The sequence below is a fragment of the Roseateles sp. GW821-FHT09B06 genome, from assembly GCF_059418245.1.
The window spans coordinates 70,861-87,593 of sequence record NZ_JBWKPM010000015.1 but is presented as its reverse complement, the minus strand read 5'-3'; the positions used below and the strand labels follow the sequence as shown (position 1 = coordinate 87,593).

At 68.1% G+C, this 16,733-nt stretch carries 16 protein-coding genes; 8 read left to right on the top strand and 8 right to left on the bottom strand.

The features are described from left to right. Window positions 1-3 precede the first annotated feature (3 nt). The gene (locus AC07OQ_RS14605; RefSeq protein WP_495053855.1) at window positions 4-1,248 is read left to right on the top strand and encodes an ABC transporter permease; all 1,245 of its coding nucleotides are present in this window, start codon (window positions 4-6) and stop codon (window positions 1,246-1,248) included. Beyond that, a complete protein-coding gene (locus AC07OQ_RS14600) occupies window positions 1,245-1,955 on the top strand; it encodes an ABC transporter ATP-binding protein (RefSeq protein WP_495053854.1) in 711 nt (236 codons plus the stop codon). Before AC07OQ_RS14605 ends, AC07OQ_RS14600 begins: the two co-directional genes overlap by 4 nt. 87 nt (window positions 1,956-2,042) lie before the next feature. Here the strand turns inward: AC07OQ_RS14600 and AC07OQ_RS14595 are convergent, their stop codons facing one another. The 3 genes from AC07OQ_RS14595 to AC07OQ_RS14585 are packed head-to-tail and all read right to left on the bottom strand — an operon-like array spanning window position 2,043 to window position 6,497. Continuing rightward, the gene (locus tag AC07OQ_RS14595) at window positions 2,043-4,007 is read right to left on the bottom strand and encodes a sensor histidine kinase, YfiR-like protein-associated (protein ID WP_495053853.1); all 1,965 of its coding nucleotides are present in this window, start codon (window positions 4,005-4,007) and stop codon (window positions 2,043-2,045) included. Window position 4,008: 1 nt separating this feature from the next. After that, window positions 4,009-4,527, bottom strand: coding sequence for a TOL_0243 family YfiR-like periplasmic protein (locus AC07OQ_RS14590; RefSeq protein WP_495053852.1), 519 nt, complete (start codon window positions 4,525-4,527; stop codon window positions 4,009-4,011). 32 nt (window positions 4,528-4,559) lie between these two features. Further along, a complete protein-coding gene (locus AC07OQ_RS14585) occupies window positions 4,560-6,497 on the bottom strand; it encodes a TOL_0244 family TonB-dependent receptor (protein WP_495053851.1) in 1,938 nt (645 codons plus the stop codon). 436 nt (window positions 6,498-6,933) lie between these two features. On the opposite strand from AC07OQ_RS14585, the gene AC07OQ_RS14580 reads away from it, so the two are divergent. Both AC07OQ_RS14580 and AC07OQ_RS14575 read left to right on the top strand, forming a co-directional pair. Continuing rightward, complete coding sequence (locus AC07OQ_RS14580) at window positions 6,934-7,140, top strand: hypothetical protein (protein ID WP_495053850.1); 207 nt, start codon at window positions 6,934-6,936, stop codon at window positions 7,138-7,140. A gap of 12 nt (window positions 7,141-7,152) precedes the next feature. Continuing rightward, the gene (locus tag AC07OQ_RS14575; protein ID WP_495053849.1) at window positions 7,153-7,890 is read left to right on the top strand and encodes an NUDIX hydrolase; all 738 of its coding nucleotides are present in this window, start codon (window positions 7,153-7,155) and stop codon (window positions 7,888-7,890) included. On the opposite strand, the gene AC07OQ_RS14570 is transcribed toward AC07OQ_RS14575, so the two are convergent. Continuing rightward, window positions 7,876-8,355 (bottom strand): hypothetical protein, encoded by a 480-nt coding sequence (locus AC07OQ_RS14570; protein WP_495053848.1) that lies wholly within the window; start codon window positions 8,353-8,355, stop codon window positions 7,876-7,878. The genes AC07OQ_RS14575 and AC07OQ_RS14570 overlap by 15 nt on opposite strands. A gap of 226 nt (window positions 8,356-8,581) precedes the next feature. Here AC07OQ_RS14570 and AC07OQ_RS14565 point away from each other — a divergent pair, with 226 nt between their 5' ends. Beyond that, the gene (locus AC07OQ_RS14565; RefSeq protein WP_495053847.1) at window positions 8,582-9,712 is read left to right on the top strand and encodes an NAD(P)/FAD-dependent oxidoreductase; all 1,131 of its coding nucleotides are present in this window, start codon (window positions 8,582-8,584) and stop codon (window positions 9,710-9,712) included. Here AC07OQ_RS14565 and AC07OQ_RS14560 read toward each other — a convergent pair. Continuing rightward, the gene (locus tag AC07OQ_RS14560; protein WP_495053846.1) at window positions 9,700-10,440 is read right to left on the bottom strand and encodes an arginyltransferase; all 741 of its coding nucleotides are present in this window, start codon (window positions 10,438-10,440) and stop codon (window positions 9,700-9,702) included. The genes AC07OQ_RS14565 and AC07OQ_RS14560 overlap by 13 nt on opposite strands. 41 nt (window positions 10,441-10,481) lie before the next feature. Further along, window positions 10,482-11,231, bottom strand: coding sequence for a leucyl/phenylalanyl-tRNA--protein transferase (gene aat, locus AC07OQ_RS14555; protein ID WP_495053884.1), 750 nt, complete (start codon window positions 11,229-11,231; stop codon window positions 10,482-10,484). A gap of 37 nt (window positions 11,232-11,268) precedes the next feature. Here aat and AC07OQ_RS14550 point away from each other — a divergent pair, with 37 nt between their 5' ends. Together AC07OQ_RS14550 and AC07OQ_RS14545 are read left to right on the top strand one after the other, a co-directional pair. Then, on the top strand, window positions 11,269-11,625 hold the full coding sequence (locus AC07OQ_RS14550) for an ArsC family reductase (protein WP_495053845.1): 357 nt from the start codon (window positions 11,269-11,271) through the stop codon (window positions 11,623-11,625). After that, a complete protein-coding gene (locus AC07OQ_RS14545) occupies window positions 11,625-12,338 on the top strand; it encodes a riboflavin synthase subunit alpha (RefSeq protein WP_495053844.1) in 714 nt (237 codons plus the stop codon). The genes AC07OQ_RS14550 and AC07OQ_RS14545 overlap by 1 nt, the downstream gene beginning before the upstream one ends. An 11-nt stretch (window positions 12,339-12,349) precedes the next feature. Here the strand turns inward: AC07OQ_RS14545 and AC07OQ_RS14540 are convergent, their stop codons facing one another. Beyond that, window positions 12,350-13,003, bottom strand: coding sequence for a sensor histidine kinase (locus AC07OQ_RS14540; RefSeq protein ID WP_495053843.1), 654 nt, complete (start codon window positions 13,001-13,003; stop codon window positions 12,350-12,352). Between the two features lie 143 nt (window positions 13,004-13,146). Beyond that, entirely contained in the window at window positions 13,147-16,002 is a 2,856-nt protein-coding gene (acnA, locus tag AC07OQ_RS14535; RefSeq protein WP_495053842.1) for an aconitate hydratase AcnA, read from the bottom strand. Between the two features lie 234 nt (window positions 16,003-16,236). Between acnA and AC07OQ_RS14530 the strand changes: the two genes are divergently transcribed. Continuing rightward, a complete protein-coding gene (locus tag AC07OQ_RS14530) occupies window positions 16,237-16,698 on the top strand; it encodes a hypothetical protein (RefSeq protein ID WP_495053841.1) in 462 nt (153 codons plus the stop codon). The last annotated feature ends 35 nt before the right edge of the window (window positions 16,699-16,733 follow it).

Here is a 16,733-nt window from a genome sequence, read left to right as displayed (position 1 = left end):
GCCATGGCAATCGCCCTCGACGTCGCGTTGGCTCACCTGACGAGCCGCAAGCGGCAGACGCTGGTGTCGCTGACAGGGGTGGTGCTGGGGGTCGCGTTCTTTCTGGCCGTATCGTCGCTGATGCGCGGCTCGGAAAAGGACTTCATCAAGCGCCTGGTTGACAACAGTCCGCATATCACCGTGTACGACGAGGTGCGCCAGGGTCGCGAGCAGCCGGCGCAACTGCGCTGGCCCGAGGCCGCGGTGGCCGTGCACAACGTGAGGCCCCTGATCGAGACGCGCGGCATCCGTGGCTGGCCACAACGGCTGGCCTTGATCGAGGCGCTGCCCGGTCTGCGTGCCGCACCGGTGCTCACCGGCGCGGCCGTGCTCACGTTTGCGGGCCGCCAGCAGGGCGTCGCATTGTCCGGCGCGGTGCCCGAGAAGATGAAGCAGGTGACAACCATCGAGGAGAAGATGAGCGAGGGCTCACTGGATGCGCTGGCGGCAAACCCCAACGGCGTCGTCGTCGGCCAGGGGCTGGTCGACAAGTTCAGCCTGCATCTGGGCAGCACGGTGAGCGCGCTCGGCGCCGATGGGACGAGCCATGCCTTGCGCGTGGTGGGCATCTTTCGGACCGGCAATGCCGCCTACGACGAGGCTCAGGCCTTCGTGCTGCTCAAGCGCGCACAGGCACTGCTCGGCCGGGAGAACCGCGTCAACCGCGTGATCATCCAGCTCGAGGACCCCTACGCGGCGCAAAGGGTGGCGCAGACGATCGAAGCCGCCACGGGCTACAAGTCGGTGTCGTGGATCGAGGCGTCGGAAGACATCCTGAGCCTGCTGTTGGTGCGCAACATCATCATGTACAGCGTGGTCTCGGCCATCCTGGTGGTGGCCGCCTTCGGTATCTACAACACGATCTCGACCATCGTGATGGAGAAGACGCGCGACATCGCGATCATGAAATCGATGGGCTTCCATGCCCGCGACCTGCGGAACATATTCCTGCTCGAGGGCCTGATCGTCGGGCTCCTGGGCAGTGGGATGGGCGTCCTGCTGGGCGTGCTGCTGATGGAGGTGCTGGGCCGGGTGGAGATCCGCCCGCCGGGTATTTCCGAGGTGGTGCACCTGCCGCTGTGGCGGGGGGCCGAGCAGTATGCGCTGGCCGCCCTGTTCGCCCTGCTGTCGTGTCTGGCGGCGTCCTACCTGCCGGCTAGGCGTGCCGGACGCGTGCATCCGGTGGACATCCTTCGAGGTGCGGCATGAGTGGCGGCGCATCGATCTCGGGCCCGGTGATTCGCGTCGAACATGTCACGCGCACGCTCGCCGGCGAGCTGCCTGTCACGCTGGTGGAGGAGGTCAACCTCGAAATCGAGCGCGGCGAGTTCGTCTGCGTCATGGGGCCTTCGGGTTCGGGCAAGTCTTCGCTGCTCTATCTGCTGGGGCTGCTCGACATGCCCACGCGCGGGCGCATCTGGATCGACGGCGAGAACACCACCGCCTTCGGTGACGACCGGCTCACGGACTTCCGCCTGGCAAAGCTGGGCTATGTGTTTCAGTTCCACTTTCTGCTGGCCGAATTCAGCGCGCTGGACAATGTGTCGCTGCCGATTCGCAAGCTCGGGCGATGTTCGGCCGAGGCGGCTCGCGAGCGCGCCGCGCGGCTGCTTGATCGTCTGGGCCTGGAAGGCCAGCACCGGAAGCGCCCGAGCCAGTTGTCGGGCGGTCAGCGCCAGCGCGTTGCGATCGCCCGCGCGCTGGCGAATGATCCGCTTGTCATCCTGGCCGACGAACCGACCGGCAACCTCGACTCCGCCTCCAGCGCCAACGTGCGCGACATCCTGCGCGAGCTGACGCATGAACTGAACAAGACGGTGGTCGCAGTCACGCACGACAGCAGCTTCGCGTCGGCCGCGGATCGGCGCATCGGCATTGTCGATGGCCGCATTGACCTCGCGTGGCGGCCGGGCTGACTTGATCTGATCGAAAGCCGGAACCTGGCGCTTGAGCTTGCCGCTCGTCGGGTCGAGGTCGGCTCAACAAAAGCGAGACGTGCGAGCTCAGCGGTCTCGGGGTTGCCGCCTGGCCTCCACGAGCGCGCTGTCGAGAGCTTCGAGGAGCTGAGCCACGTCAACAGGCTTGGTCAGATAGCGAAAGAATCCTGCGGCCAGGCCCGCCGCGGCGGCGTCCGGCATGGCGTTGGCGGTCAGGGCGATCACCGGAATCTGGGCCGTCCGAGGGTCATCGCGCAGGATGGCCTGCGCTTCGCGCCCACTCATCGCCGGCATGTTGTTGTCCATCAGGATCACGTCGGGCCGGCGCTCGCGCGCCAGTTGCACGCCGCTAAGTCCATCGGTAGCCGTGAGAAGCCGTACGCCTGCGCGCGCCCCCAGGACCACTTCGACGAGCTTTCGACTCGCCTCGTTGTCTTCGACGTAGAGGACGGTGGCCCAGGGGCGGTTGCCGTTCGGCGAGATCGGCGCGGCATTCTCCGCCGGCGAGGTCCCGGTGGCGTCAGCAAGCGCGGCGGCAGCCTGCGCTTCGGCCATGGGAAGATCGAACCAGAATGTGCTGCCGACCGCGGGCGTGCTTTTCACCCCGATACTGCCGCCCATCAGTTCCACGAGGCGCTTCGTCACCACCAGGCCGATGCCCGTCCCCTGCTCCGTTCCCGCCTCCTGCCCGAGCCGATTGAAGGGCTGGAAAAGCGCTTCCAGCTGGGAGGGCTGAAGGCCGAACCCCGTGTCTCGCACCGAGACGCGCACATGTCCCGGAAAGGGCGTCTCGCACTCGACATAGACCGCGCCTCCGGGGCGGTTGTACTTGATGGCGTTGGAGACCAAGTTCAACAAGACCTGCTTGACCCGCACTCGGTCCGCCAGCGCCGCGAACTTCGCGCCGGCGGCGTAGCGAACGACGATGCCATGCTCGCCTGCCATGCTCTCGGTGAGCGTCCGGCAGTCTTCCAGCACGTCGGCAAGCGGCACGGGTTCCGTGGCCAGGGCCACGCGCCCGCTTTCGATCTTCGCGAGATTCAGTATCTCGTCGATCAGGACCAGCAGGTGCCGCCCGGCTTTCACCACATGCGATGCGAACTCCTGGCGGCGCTCGGGCTGGATTGCCACGACCTCGCCTTCCAATAGCTGACCGAAGCCGATGATGGCGTTGAGCGGCGTGCGAAGCTCATGGCTCATGCTCGACAGGAATTCCGACTTCGCGCGATTTGCCTTCTCCGCACTCTCGGTGGCGCGCTGCAACTCCTCGTTCGAGGTCTCAAGCTGTGTCGTGCGCTCGCGGACACGGGATTCCAGTTCCTCGTTGAGTCGCATCACCTCACTCGTGCGTCGCTCCATCTCGCTCAGCATCCCATTGAACGAGTCGGCCAGCACTCCCACCTCGTCGTCGCTCAAGCGCGGCGCGCGGCGCGAGTAATCCTGACGATGCATCACGTCGCGAGCGACCTCGCTGATCGAGAGGATCGGCCTTGTGACCGCACGATGAAGTCGCGAGGACAGCAGCAGCGCTACCCCCATTCCGACGAATGCCACCGCAGCGGCGATGCCCAGGTAACTGAGGATCCGGTCATACAACTCATACCGGGCGCGCAGGTAGACGGTGCCGATCTCACGCCAGCCTCCCGCCACCATGGGCACGACCACCACAAGATGGCGGGCCTCGATGCGTACGCCGGGCGGTTCTGCCCGGGGCGGGATCCGGTCGATCTCGCCATCGGCCACATAGGAGGCGAACACACCATCCGGAACCCGATAGATCGCCGCCATCTGCACCTTGGGCTGCAGGCGCAGCAGGGCGAGGTTCTCGCTTGCCACTTTGGCGTCGTCAAATTCCAACGCCGCCGCGGATGAGCGGCCCAGCAGTTCGGCCTGGGATCGCAGATCTGCGACCCACCCTCGGTGGTAGGCATGGAGGTCGTAAGCCACCATCGCGCCCAATGCCACAAGCAGCGCCGCCAGTGTCGTGATGACGGCGACACCAAGCAATCGAGCTTGCAGCTTCTTGACCATGCTACGACCTGCCTTCGACACGACGGGCCACCCCCAGCAGGCGGGAGCTTATCTTGAGCCCGCTGGGGACCACCAGCGGCAAGGCGATGTCAAAGCGAACCTTGTCGTCGACGACCACGAAGTTGATCATGCCTGCTGCCCCTTCCTGCTCATGCTCCGTGATGGTCAGGACGGGCCGCCCGCGCGCGGCCGCCATGGCCGCCGCCGCGACTTGCGCGGCCGCGCCGCGAGCAATGAAGAGAGCATGCAGGTTCGCCGGGGAATTCCCCTGGGCCAGGTCCAGTACTTCCACCGCACGTCCCGATACCAGGATCGATGCGGTGGTGCGGCGGAACTCGTCCACCACCGGATCCGGGCCGACCAGGCCCACCCGAAACGCCTCGCCGGCCGACCGAGCCTCCGCGGGCCATTCGATGTAGTCGCCAAACTTGCAGACGAAGGCGGCCTTCACCTGGTACTCGGCCGCGCGCATATCGCCCGCAGCGTCGACGGGGCCGGCGACGGTCAAGGCGGCCAGCATGAAGTGACGGCGGGCAACGCACGGTGCGGCCATCAGAATCGCGTGCGCACATGCAGGAACAGGCTGCGACCCAAACTCGAGCGCGTCGCGGCCGACGTGAACTCACCATGGCCCCGGTCGAAGAGATTGCGCCCGGTCACCGACAGTTCCGTGCGGGCGCCCATTTGCCAGCCCCAGCGGAGGTCCACGGCGGTATAGGCGTCGACCTCCGGCGCCGACAGCGCGGAGACATAGCGCAGCATCACATCGAGTTCGCTGTCGCTGGGGAGGTCGAACGAAGCGCGGAACCTCCATTGCCGACGCGGCATGGCGCCTTCGGTGGCTTCTACAGACATGGCCGTGTCGGAGCTTCCCTGGGCCAGGCGCAACTCGGGCCACAGGAATGTGGCGCCGGCATGCAGCCGCAGCGAGGTCGCGGCTTGCACGCTGGTCCAGGCTTCGATGCCGCTGACCTTGCCGCGCATGCCGTTGCCGAAGAACACCGCGGTGCGGCTGGGCGCTAGCTCCTGCGTTCGTAGATGTTCATACTCGGCGTGAAATGCTGTCGCCGACAGCGAAACCGTTTCGGCGGGCTGACCACGGTAGCCGAGCTCGAGGACATTCGCGGTCTCGGCCCGGAAATCGGGGCCGCCTCCCAGCAGGAACGGCGGCCGGGCCGGTATATAGGCATCGCGGTCCAGACGAGAGGGCGCGCGCACCGTCCGGGCGGCGGACATCCACCACAGCTGCCTGGGCGAAGGCTTCCACGCCAGGCGCAGATTGGGCAGAAACTCCAGACCCGTGTAGTTGTTGCGCTCGGCGCGGACGCCCAAGGTGAGTTGCCAGTCCTCGCTGAGCCGGATCTCGTCCTGCGCGAACAGGCTCGACCAGCTCAATCCCTTGCGCGTGGGCAGGAAGGCGAAGAACGGCGTGCTGCTTTCGACTCGATCTCTTGCATGCCGGTAGTTCGCGCCCAGTACCAGCGTATGCACGTCAGACCGGCGGGATGTGTACTGAACGGCCAGATCGGCCACGTTCAAGGTTTCATCAAAGGTGGGGGGCACATCGCGGACCGTGCGGTCGAGGTAGCCCTGGACGCTCAGCTCACCATCGCGCCACCGCCGCTCCCACCGCGCCAGCAGATTCGCGCCGGACACATGGATGGTCCCCAGCTCGAGGGGAACGCCGGTGATCATGATCGAGCCCGGCAGCGGCTGCCCCCGATGCCCTTGATAGGCATTCCCGAGCAGGGTGAAGCGATCGTCGCCGCCCCAGTCCGCGCGGAATCCTGCAAGCGTGGTGTGAGCGGCATCATCGACGAAGGTGCCGTTCTCGGTTTCGGTGTGGCGCTGGTCCTCACGCTTGGCGTAGAACCGCAAGTCGCCGCCTCCCGGCGCCGCCGAGCCCAGGCGTGCGGACACCTGTCGCTCGGTATTGCCGGCACCGCCGGACACGAGCACGCCGCGGGTCTGCGACGCGCTGCGGGTGATGATGTTGATGACGCCATTGACCGCATTGACGCCCCAGAGCGTACTGCCCGGGCCGCTGATCACCTCGATGCGCTCCACGTCCTCAAGCAGCAGGTTCTGTACATCCCAGAAGACGCCGGCGAAAAGTGGGGCGTACACCGAACGTCCATCGATCAGGACCAGCAGCTTGTTCGCCGAGCTGCTGTTGAACCCCCGGGCACTGATCGCAAAACCGGTCGCGCTGGCGCGGGCCACATGCAGATTCGGTGCGAGCCGAAGCGCGTCGGGCAGGCTGGTGGCGCCGCTGCGGCGCAGGTCGTCCGCCGTGATCACAAACGCCGAGGCCGGGGCATCTGCCAGGCGCTGCTCTCGCTTGGATGCCGATGTGATCAGCACGTTGCCAAGCTCTTCAAGGCTGAGATCAATAAGATTGGACCGCGCGGCGGCGGTCAGCGGGCTTGCCAGCAATACGCTGAGCACCGCTGCCGCGGTGCAGTGCAGTCGGCTGGGTGTCAAGCCCATGCGCGCTCCCTACCGGTTCCCCTACCGCGATCTACGATAGCGCACCGCTTGGCCGGTGGCAACGCGGTGTGCCGAGCAGTATGCAACAGAACGGACCGCTGTAAGCACAGGGGATGCATCGGGCAGGCATGACGGGAGTCGGCGGCCCGAGCACCGTCGACATGCGCAAGGAATCGCGCGCGTCACGCAGGACGCGCGGACTCCCGATGGGGCACAGCATCGACGATGTTGCGCATCGCGCAGCCGACCCGCGGGATGAAGCGTCGCAAGCCTGGCCTGGGTCTTGGAGGAATCGGCGGATGCCCATTGGCTCGGGCGGGCAGGGATTTTTCTTGGCGGCGCCGACCCAGGCATGGGAGGCCGCGTCCGCGACAGTTTGTGCGATTGATGAATCGATGGCTCGCGACCGCGCCGGGCCACGGCGCAGAATCGATCCATGCCGCAACCGCCGAATCTGCTGAATCTGCCGGCCGCTATCGTGTTGCCGATCACCTTCTTCGTCGGCCAGGGCGGCCAGGGCTTCCTGCCCACGGCCGCTGCGCTGCTGGTGACGCCGGGGGGCGATGCCGACTCGACCGGCGGAGCCGGATCGGCGGCACCTGCTGGATCCGGGAGGGCTCTGGACGGACCTGTGGACTGTTGAATGATGGACTGGATGAACTGGCCCGCTCTGGTGCTGGACGATCTGCCGATCGGCCGGCTGGCGCCGGGCCATCGGGAGCTGGCCCTGCCGCTGCTCGCGCCGCATGCCCGGCTGCGCGACGGCGATCTGCACTGGACGCCGCCGCCCACGGAGCGTTCGGCGCTGATCCAGACCGCGGCCGAGGCGCTGCGCGAGCGCGGCGCGATCCCCGGCTGGCGCGGCGAGGCCTATGCCTGCGAAATGCCGGTGGCCGACCCCTGCCGGGAGCGCGGCGCGGAGCTGTTCCGCCTGGAGCGCGCGGCGTTCCGCTTCTTCGGCCTGATGAGCCGCGCGGTGCACATCAACGGCTGGTGGCCCGACGGTCGCATGCTGTGCGGCCGCCGCGCCCTGCACAAGCCCACCGACCCGGGCCGGCTCGACAACCTCGCGGCAGGTGGCCTGGCGGCCGGCGAGGACCTGCTGGCCTGCGCGCGCCGCGAGCTGTGGGAGGAGGCCGGCGTGCCGGCCGCATTGAGCGCGCCGTTGGCGAGCGCCGGCGCGCTGCGCAGCCGGCGGGCCGAGCCCGAGGGCCTGCACGACGAGGTGCTGCATGTCTATGCGCTGCGGCTGCCCGCCGATTTCTTTCCCGCCAACCAGGACGGCGAGGTGGCCGAGTTCCTGGCGCTGGCGCCTGACGAGTTGCGCGCGCGCTTGGCGGGTGGCGAGTTCAGCCCCGACGCCACCCTGGTCGCGGCCTCAGCCCTCGGCTGAGGCCATCGCGCGTTCGCCGCCGGATTGCGCCGGGGCGACGCTGGCCTGTCCGCGGCGTATCGATTGCAGCCGGCTGGCTTCCACGACCTGCAGCAGCTGGCGGCGCTGGCGCAGCAGCCGCGCCAGTTCCACCTGATGCTGGCGCCGCCATTCCATGTAGTCGGCGGGCGGCGCTGCGGGGGGGCTGAGGCGTTCGAAGTCGAAGTCCGGCATGCTTGCGACAGCGGGTTCGCGGGCGGGGGCGGGCGGCTGGCGGGCGCCGTCCTGCTCCAGCTGGCGGCGCAGCTCGCGGGTCACGGCCAGCAGTTGCAGGCCGGCCTCGCGGTGCTCGTGCAAGGCATGGCTGAGATAGCGCAGGCGCCGCTCCTCGTGGCCGTTCATGCGCAGATAGACGGCGACCGCCAGTATCACGAAGATGGCATTGGCCGCGAGCACCCCCAGGCCGGCCAGGCTTTGCAGGTCCATCGGGTTCATCCCCGGCGAAGAATCGGGCTGGACATGATGGCGACTGCTTTCCCTCGACGTGATGTGCTGTTGTGTGCCGGCTTGGCCGGTTGTTGCGCTCAGTATGCGTGGCCGCATGATGGCCGCGCCAGGGGAAAAGCCCGGATGAGCCATGTCCGCCATGGCGCCCTGTGAATTAGTGGACACCGCAACGGCGCCCAGCGCTGCGGCCGGCACAATCGCCCGCATGGACAAGGTGGATGCAGTGGTGGTCGGGGCCGGCGTCGTCGGCCTGGCGGTGGGGCGGGCGCTGGCGCGCAGCGGGCGCGAGACCCTGGTGCTGGAGCGCGAGACGGCGATCGGCCAGGGCGTGAGCTCGCGCAACAGCGAGGTCATCCATGCCGGGCTGTACTACCCCGAGGGCTCGCTGAAGGCGCGGCTGTGCGTGGCCGGCAGGCACCTGCTCTACGACTTCTGCGCCAGCCATGGCGTGGCGCACAGCCGTTGCGGCAAGCTGGTGGTGGCCACCGAGGCCGCGCAGCTGCCGGGCCTGCAGGCCCTGGCCGCCAAGGCCGCGGCCAACGGCGTGGACGATCTGCGCTGGCTGAGCCAGGCCGAGGCCCGGGCGCTGGAGCCCGCCCTGCGCTGCGAGGCGGCGCTGCTGTCGCCCTCCACCGGCATCGTCGACAGCCATGGCCTGATGCTGGCGCTGCAGGGCGATCTGGAACGCGCCGGCGGCGCCCTCGGCCTGGGCTCCGAGGTGCGCGGCCTGCGCGCGACCCCCGAGGGCCAGGTCTTGCGGGTGGCGGTGGAGGGCGAGGACGAGATGGAGCTGCTGGCCGGCGTGGTGGTCAATGCCGCGGGCCTATGGGCGCCCTGGCTGGCCGCGCGCAGCGAGGGCCTGCCGGCCGCCCAGGTGCCGGCCGCGCATTACAGCAAGGGCTGCTATTTCGCGCTGGCCGGGCGCTCGCCCTTCAGCCGCCTGATCTACCCCCTGCCGCAGGATGCCTGGCTGGGCGTGCACCTGACCCTGGACCTGGGCGGCCAGGCGCGCTTCGGGCCGGATGCCCAGTGGCTGGAGGGCGTGGACAGCCCGGACGCGCTGGACTACCGGGTCGACCCGGCGCGCGCCGAAGGCTTCTATGCCGATGTGCGGCGCTACTGGCCGGCCCTGCGGGACGGCGCGCTGCAGCCGGCCTACAGCGGCGTGCGGCCCAAGATCCATGCGCCGGGCACGCCCGCGCCGGATTTCCGCATCGACGGGCCGGCCCAGCATGGCGTGCCGGGGCTGGTGAACCTGCTGGGCATCGAATCGCCCGGGCTGACCAGCAGTCTGGCGATCGCGGACGAGGTGCTGGGCCGGCTTCAGTCGGCCTGAGCCCAGACGCCGTCCCGCAGCAGCTGGTGCGGGCGGAAGCGCGCCTTGTAGGCCATCTTGGGGCTCTCGGCGATCCAGTAACCCAGGTAGAGATGGGCCAGGCCCAGGCGGCGGGTCTGCTCGATCTGCCACAGCACGTTGTAGCTGCCGTAGCTCGCGCCGGCCTCGGGCGCATAGAAGGTGTAGACGGCCGACAGGCCGTCGTTCAGCACGTCGAGGATGGACACCATCTTCAGCTGGCCTTCGCCGCCCGGCTCGGCCGGCGGTGCGCGGAACTCCACCAGGCGGGAGTTGATGCGGCTCTGCAGCAGGAACTGGGTGTACTGGTCGACGCTGTCGTGATCCATGCCGCCGCCGCTGTGCCGGCCGGCCTGGTAGCGCAGGTAGAGCTGGTAATGCTCCTCGCTGTAGGAGAGCCGCATCACGCGGGCCTCCAGGTCCGCGTGCTGCTTCCAGGCGCGGCGCTGGCTGCGCGAGGGCCGGAACTCGGCCACCGGGATGCGCATCGGCACGCAGGATTTGCAGCCGTCGCAATAGGGCCGGTAGGTGAACAGCCCGCTGCGCCGAAAGCCCGCCTCGACCAGATTGGAATAGGCGTCCGCATGGATCAGATGGCTGGGCGTGGCCACCTGCGAGCGCGCCTGGCGCTCGGGCAGGTAGCTGCAGGGGTAGGGGGCAGTGGCGTAGAACTGCAGCTGGGAGAGCGGTAGTTCCTTGGGATGGGTCACGGCGTCGGGTCCTCGCTGGCCGGCGGGCTTGGCGTTGATGATTATTTTGCGTCAAGCCAGGCCCACAGGCCGGGCTCGAAAACCCAGGCCGACGCCGGCAAGGGTGAAGATTGCCCGATTGCCGCGGCCAGATGCGTCTCGAAGCGCTCGCGCGGCAGCTCGGTGGCGCCCAGCGAGGCCAGGTGGCGGGTGTTCTGCTGGCAGTCGATCCAGGGGATGGCGTTGCGCCGGCACAGGCAGATCAGGGCCGCCAGCGCGATCTTGGAGGCGTCGGTGCGATGCATGAACATCGACTCGCCGAAGAACATGCGCCCGATATTGACGCCATAGAGTCCGCCGACCAGCTCGCCGTCGATCCAGGTCTCGACGCTGTGCACCGCGCCCTGTTCGCGCGCCCAGCGCAGATAGGCGGCGCGCATCTCCGGCAGGATCCAGGTGCCGTTCTGGCCCTCGCGCGGGGTCTGGGCACAGGCCTGCAGCACCTGGGGCAGGGCGCTGTCGACGCGCACTTCGCAGCCGGGCGTGGTGCGGAAGCGCGCGATGGTCTTCTTCAGCGAGCGGCTGAGCTTGAAATGGCGCGTCTGCAGCACCATGCGGGGATCGGGCGACCACCAGAGGATGGGCTGGCCGGGGCCGTACCAGGGGAAGATGCCGCGGCTGTAGGCGGCGCGCAGCCGCTCGGGGCTGAGGTCGCCGCCGGCGGCCAGCAGCCCCGGCGCCTCGGAGTCCGGGCCGAGGGCCTCGGCGGCGGGGGGGAAATCCAGCGAAGTCTCGTGCAGCCAGTCGATCATCGGCTTCATGGTAGCGGTTCGTGATAGCGTCCTGGCCATGATTACTGTTTACGGCATTCCCAACTGCGATACCGTCAAGCGCGCGCGCGCCTGGCTGGACGAACAAGGCCTGGCCTACCGGTTCCACGACTACAAGAAAGCCGGCGTGCCCGCCACCGAGCTGCAGCGCTGGATCGCCCAGTTCGGCTGGGACAAGGTCATCAACCGCGCCGGCACCACCTGGCGCAAACTGGACGAGAGCGTCAAGGCCGGCGTCGGCGATGCGGCCAGCGCCGCGGCGCTGGCGCTGCAGCAGCCCAGCGTGATCAAGCGCCCGATCGTGCAATGGTCGGACGAGGCCGACGGACGCCTGAGCCTGGGCTTCACGCCCGAACTGTTCAAGGAGCATGCCTGATGTTCACCGGCATTGTGCAAGGCTTGGCCAAGGTGGCGGCCATCACCGAGAAGCCCGGCCTGACCAGCTTCACGCTGGCCTTTCCGGTCGGCTTCTGCGAGGGCCTGGAGATCGGCGCCAGCGTCGCCTGCGACGGCGTGTGTCTGACCGTGACGGCCTTGCAGGGCGCGAACGCGGCCGATTTCGACGTGATGCAGCAGAGCCTGAGCCTGACCACGCTGGCCGGGCTGAGGCAGGGCGGCACGATCAATGTGGAGCGCGCCGCCAAGGAGGGCGCCGAGATCGGCGGCCATCCGCTGTCGGGCCATGTGGACTTCATGGCCACCTTGGAGAGCGTGCGCAAGCCCGAGAACAACCATGTGATGCGCATCCGGGTGCCGGCACCCTGGATGCGCTACATCTTCGCCAAGGGCTATGTCGCGATCAACGGCGCCAGCCTGACGGTGGCCGAGGCGGGCCGCGAGCCCGGCGGCGCCGGCTGGTTCGAGGTCTGGCTGATCCCTGAGACCTTGCGGATGACCACCTTCGGTGACAAGCAGCCGGGTGCGCCGCTGAACATCGAGATCGAACGCCAGACCCAGGTCTTTGTCGACACGGTCAGGGATGCACTGGATGAACGGCTGGGCGTCCTGCTGCCGGTCCTGGAGCGCTTGCTGCAGGAGCGCGGCCTGAGCCTGGACGAACTGAGCGAGCCGCCGCGCCCGGGAGGCTGAAGGCCGTCACCTCACGGCCGGCCGGATTCCGGCACGCCGGCCGGCCAGGCGATCCGTGCCCGCACACCCTGCCGGGGGGCGCTGTGCAGCTCCAGGCTGGCACCTATCAGAGCCAGGCGGGCCGGCATCTGCGCCAGGCCATGGCCGCCGGCCCTGTGCGTCGCCAGACCGGGGTCAAAACCCGTCCCCGTGTCGGTCACCCGTAGGCTCAGGCCATGCGCCGCCGGTTTCAGCTCCACGGTGATGGCCGCTTCGCCGGCATGCTTGCAGGCATTCATCACCAGCTCACGCGTGGCGCTCAGCAAGGTGCGGGCCACCAGGCGCGGCACATCGGCCAGTTGACCCTGCTGGCTGAAGCCGATGTCCCGCCCGCATTGGCTGGCCAGCTGACTGATTGCGCGACGCAGCGCCGCCGAGAGGTCATGGTCGGGCTCGGGCGCGTGCAGGCCGTCGATCATCGACCGCGTGGTCTGCAAGGCATCCTTGACCAGGGCGCGTGCGCGCTCCCGGGCGGCCCCGGCCTGCTGGCTATCGCCTTGCTGCGCCTGCTCCAACTGCTGCAGGGCCAGGGTCAGGCCCGGTGCCAGCTCATCAAGCAAGCGCTGCTCGAGACTATGAGCCTCGCCATGCTCGGCGGGGACAGGCGTGCAAGGCTCGATCGGCATGGTGCGGCTCCTCACTGTGGCCGACGGGGCGCGAGGCATGGGGTCTGTCGCCCTCTGGCTTGCGCAGGTTGGGCATGCTAGGGAACGCACTTGCGTCTTGTCAAGACGTCGACCCCGGCGCGCGGCCGAGGCCGAGGCCAAACTCAGGCCGCCAGCAACTGCCGCAGCACGAAGGGCAGGATGCCGCCGTGGCGGTAGTAGTCCACCTCGATCGGCGTGTCGATGCGCAGGATCAGCGCGCGCTCGAGGCGGCTGCCGTCGGGGCGGGTGAGCACCAGCTTGGCGTCGCGCTGCGGGGCCAGCTCGCCCTCGATCTGGATGTCGACCAACTCGTCGCCCTTCAGGCCCAGGCCTTCCCAGCTGTCGCCGCTCTTGAACTGCAGCGGCAGCACGCCCATGCCCACCAGGTTGGAGCGGTGGATGCGCTCGAAGCTCTTGGCCACCACGGCCTTGATGCCCAGCAGCTGGGTGCCCTTGGCGGCCCAGTCGCGGCTGGAGCCGGTGCCGTATTCCTCGCCGCCGAAGATCACCGTGGGGGTGCCGGCGGCGATGTACTGCATCGCGGCGTCGTAGATGAACATCTGCTCGCCCTGGCGTTCACCCGGCTGCTGGAACAAGGTCAGGCCGCCTTCCTCGCGGCCGCCGTCGGCCTTGGGCGGGATCATCAGGTTCTTGATGCGCACATTGGCGAAGGTGCCGCGCATCATCACCTCGTGGTGGCCGCGGCGCGAGCCGTAGCTGTTGAAGTCGGCCTTCTGGATGCCCTGGCCGCGCAGGTACTGGCCGGCCGGCGAGCTTTCCTTGATCGAGCCGGCCGGCGAGATATGGTCGGTGGTGATCGAGTCGCCGAACAGCGCCATGATGCGCGCGCCCTTGACCCCTTCCGCGCCGGCGGCGGCGAACCGAGGCACCTGGGTGAAACCCTCGAAGAAGGGCGGCTGGGCGATGTAGCTGCTCTTGGGCCAGTCGTAGACCTGGCCATCGACCCCCTTGATCGCCTGCCAGAGCTTGCCGGGCTTCCTGTCCACCTGCTCGTAGTTGTCGCGGAAGGCCTTGGGGTTCATCGCGTGCTTCATCAGCGCGTAGACCTCGTCGCTGCTCGGCCAGATGTCGCCCAGATAGACCGGCTTGCCCTTCTTGCCCAGGCCCACCGGCTGGGTCATCAGGTCCACCATCACATTGCCGGCGATCGCATAGGCCACGACCAGCGGCGGCGAGGCCAGGAAGTTGGCCTTCAGGTTCGGATGGATGCGGGCCTCGAAATTGCGGTTGCCCGACAGCACGGCGGCGCAGACCAGGTCGTTGCCGGTGATGGCCTCGTTCAGTTCCGGCGTCAGGTCGCCGGCATTGCCGATGCAGGTGGTGCAGCCGTAGGCCGCCAGGTTGAAGCCCAGCTTTTCCAGATAGGGCAGCAGGCCGGCCTTCTCCAGGTATTCGGTGACGATGCGCGAGCCCGGCGCCAGCGAAGTCTTGATATGCGGCTGCACCTTCAGCCCGGCCTCCACCGCCTTCTTGGCCAAGAGGCCGGCGGCCAGCAGCACGCCGGGGTTGGAGGTGTTGGTGCAGGAGGTGATGGCGGCGATCAGCACGTCGCCATTGCCGATCTGCAGGCCGGGCTCGCCGCCCTTGCTGCTGGCCAGGGTGGGGCGGTTGCTCACCATCTCGACCACCTGGCGCGGCGCACCGGCGGCCACCGGAGGGGCGGCCGGCGCGCTGGCGCCGACCGCGAAGCGCAGGTGCAGGCGCTCGGCCGGCTGGTTGAAGCCGTTCTCGGCCGCCGGCTTGCTGAACAGTTCGGCAAACTTGGAAGAGAGGTTGGTGATCTCGATGCGGTCCTGCGGGCGCTTGGGGCCGGCCAGCGAGGGCACGACCGTGCCCAGATCCAGGCTGACGACCGAGCTGAAATCGATCTCGCCGGCCTTGGGGATGCCGAACATGCCCTGGGCCTTGAAGTAGGCCTCGAAGGCCTCGATCTCGGCCTTGCTACGGCCGGTGCCGCGGAAATAGTCCAGGGTCTTGTCGTCCACCGGGAAGAAGCCCATCGTGGCGCCGTACTCGGGCGCCATATTGGCGATGGTGGCGCGGTCGGGCACCGACAGGCTCTCGGTGCCGGGGCCGAAGAACTCGACGAACTTGCCGACCACCTTTGTCTTGCGCAGGATCTCGGTGACGGTCAGCACCAGATCGGTGGCGGTGACGCCCTCGCGCAGCCGGCCGGTCAGCTCGAAGCCGACCACGTCGGGTGTCAGGAAATAGACCGGCTGGCCCAGCATGCCGGCCTCGGCCTCGATGCCGCCGACGCCCCAGCCGACCACGCCGATGCCGTTGATCATCGTCGTGTGGCTGTCGGTGCCGACCAGGCTGTCGGGGTAGTAGACCTTGGCGCCCTTGGCCCCGGCTTTGTGCACGCCGCGCGCCAGGTATTCCAGGTTCACCTGGTGCACGATGCCGAAGCCCGGAGGCACGACGCCGAAGGTGTCGAAGGCCTGCATGCCCCATTTCATGAACTCGTAGCGCTCGCGGTTGCGCTCGAACTCCAGCTTCATGTTCAGGTCCAGGGCCTTCTTCGTGCCGTAATGGTCGATCATCACCGAGTGGTCGACGACCAGGTCCACCGGCACCAGGGGCTCGATGGCCTTCGGGTTCTTGCCGGCGGCGGCGGCCACATTGCGCATCGCGGCCAGATCGGCCAGCAGGGGCACGCCGGTGAAATCCTGCAGCACCACGCGGGCGACGACGAAGGGGATCTCGTCGGTTCTTGCCGCGCTCGGCTTCCAGTTCGCCAGTTGCTCCACATGGGCGAGGCTCACCTTCTGGCCGTCGCAGTTGCGCAGCACCGACTCCAGCACCACGCGCAATGAGATCGGCAGGCGCTTGACATTGGGGAACTGCTTGGCCAGCTTGGGCAGCGAGTAGTAGCGGCCGCGGCGCCCTGACGGCGTCTCGAATTCGGCCACGGTGCTGTCGAAGGCATGGCGGGGGGCTTTGCTGGCAGGCATCTCTCACTCCTTTGCAATGCTGTGCATTGTGGCCATATTGAGCGGGTTTTGCGATGGAGGAGGGGCGCTACGATATGTCCTGCGGCGACGTCGCCACGCATCCTGGTCCAAAGGGGGCGGTGGTTACCGCCCGATGGAACCGGTAATTCGGGTATCCAAAAGTATCGATGGTCCACCGCGGACCGAGGTTTCGCGTTCTATCGTTCAGAATGCCGCAGCCCGAAAGGAGTCAAGATGATGATGAAACACCTAGTCCTCGCCGCTGGCCTGGCCCTCACGGCCATGGCCTCCCAAGCCACCGATGTAGGCGTTTCCGTGAGCGTGGGGCAGCCCGGCTTCTATGGACGCATCGATATCGGCAATGTCCGGCCTCAGCTGATCTATGCGGAGCCGGTCTATATCCATCGCCAGCCGCGGGTGGTGTACGAGCCGATCTATCTGCGCGTGCCGCCCGGCCATGAAAAGAACTGGGGCAAGCATTGCGGGCGCTACAACGCCTGCGGCCGCCCGGTCTACTTCGTGCGCGACAACTGGTACCGCGAGGTGTATGCGCCGCAGTACCGCCGCGACCATGGCGACCGGCGCGACTGGGATGAGCGCCGCGATGATCGCCGGGACGACCGCCGCGGCGATGACGACCGCGGCCACGGACATGGCAAGAGCCACGGCAAGGGCCATGGCCACGGCAAGGACTGAAGTCACGGCGCCCTCCCGGGCGCCTTGCTCCTTTT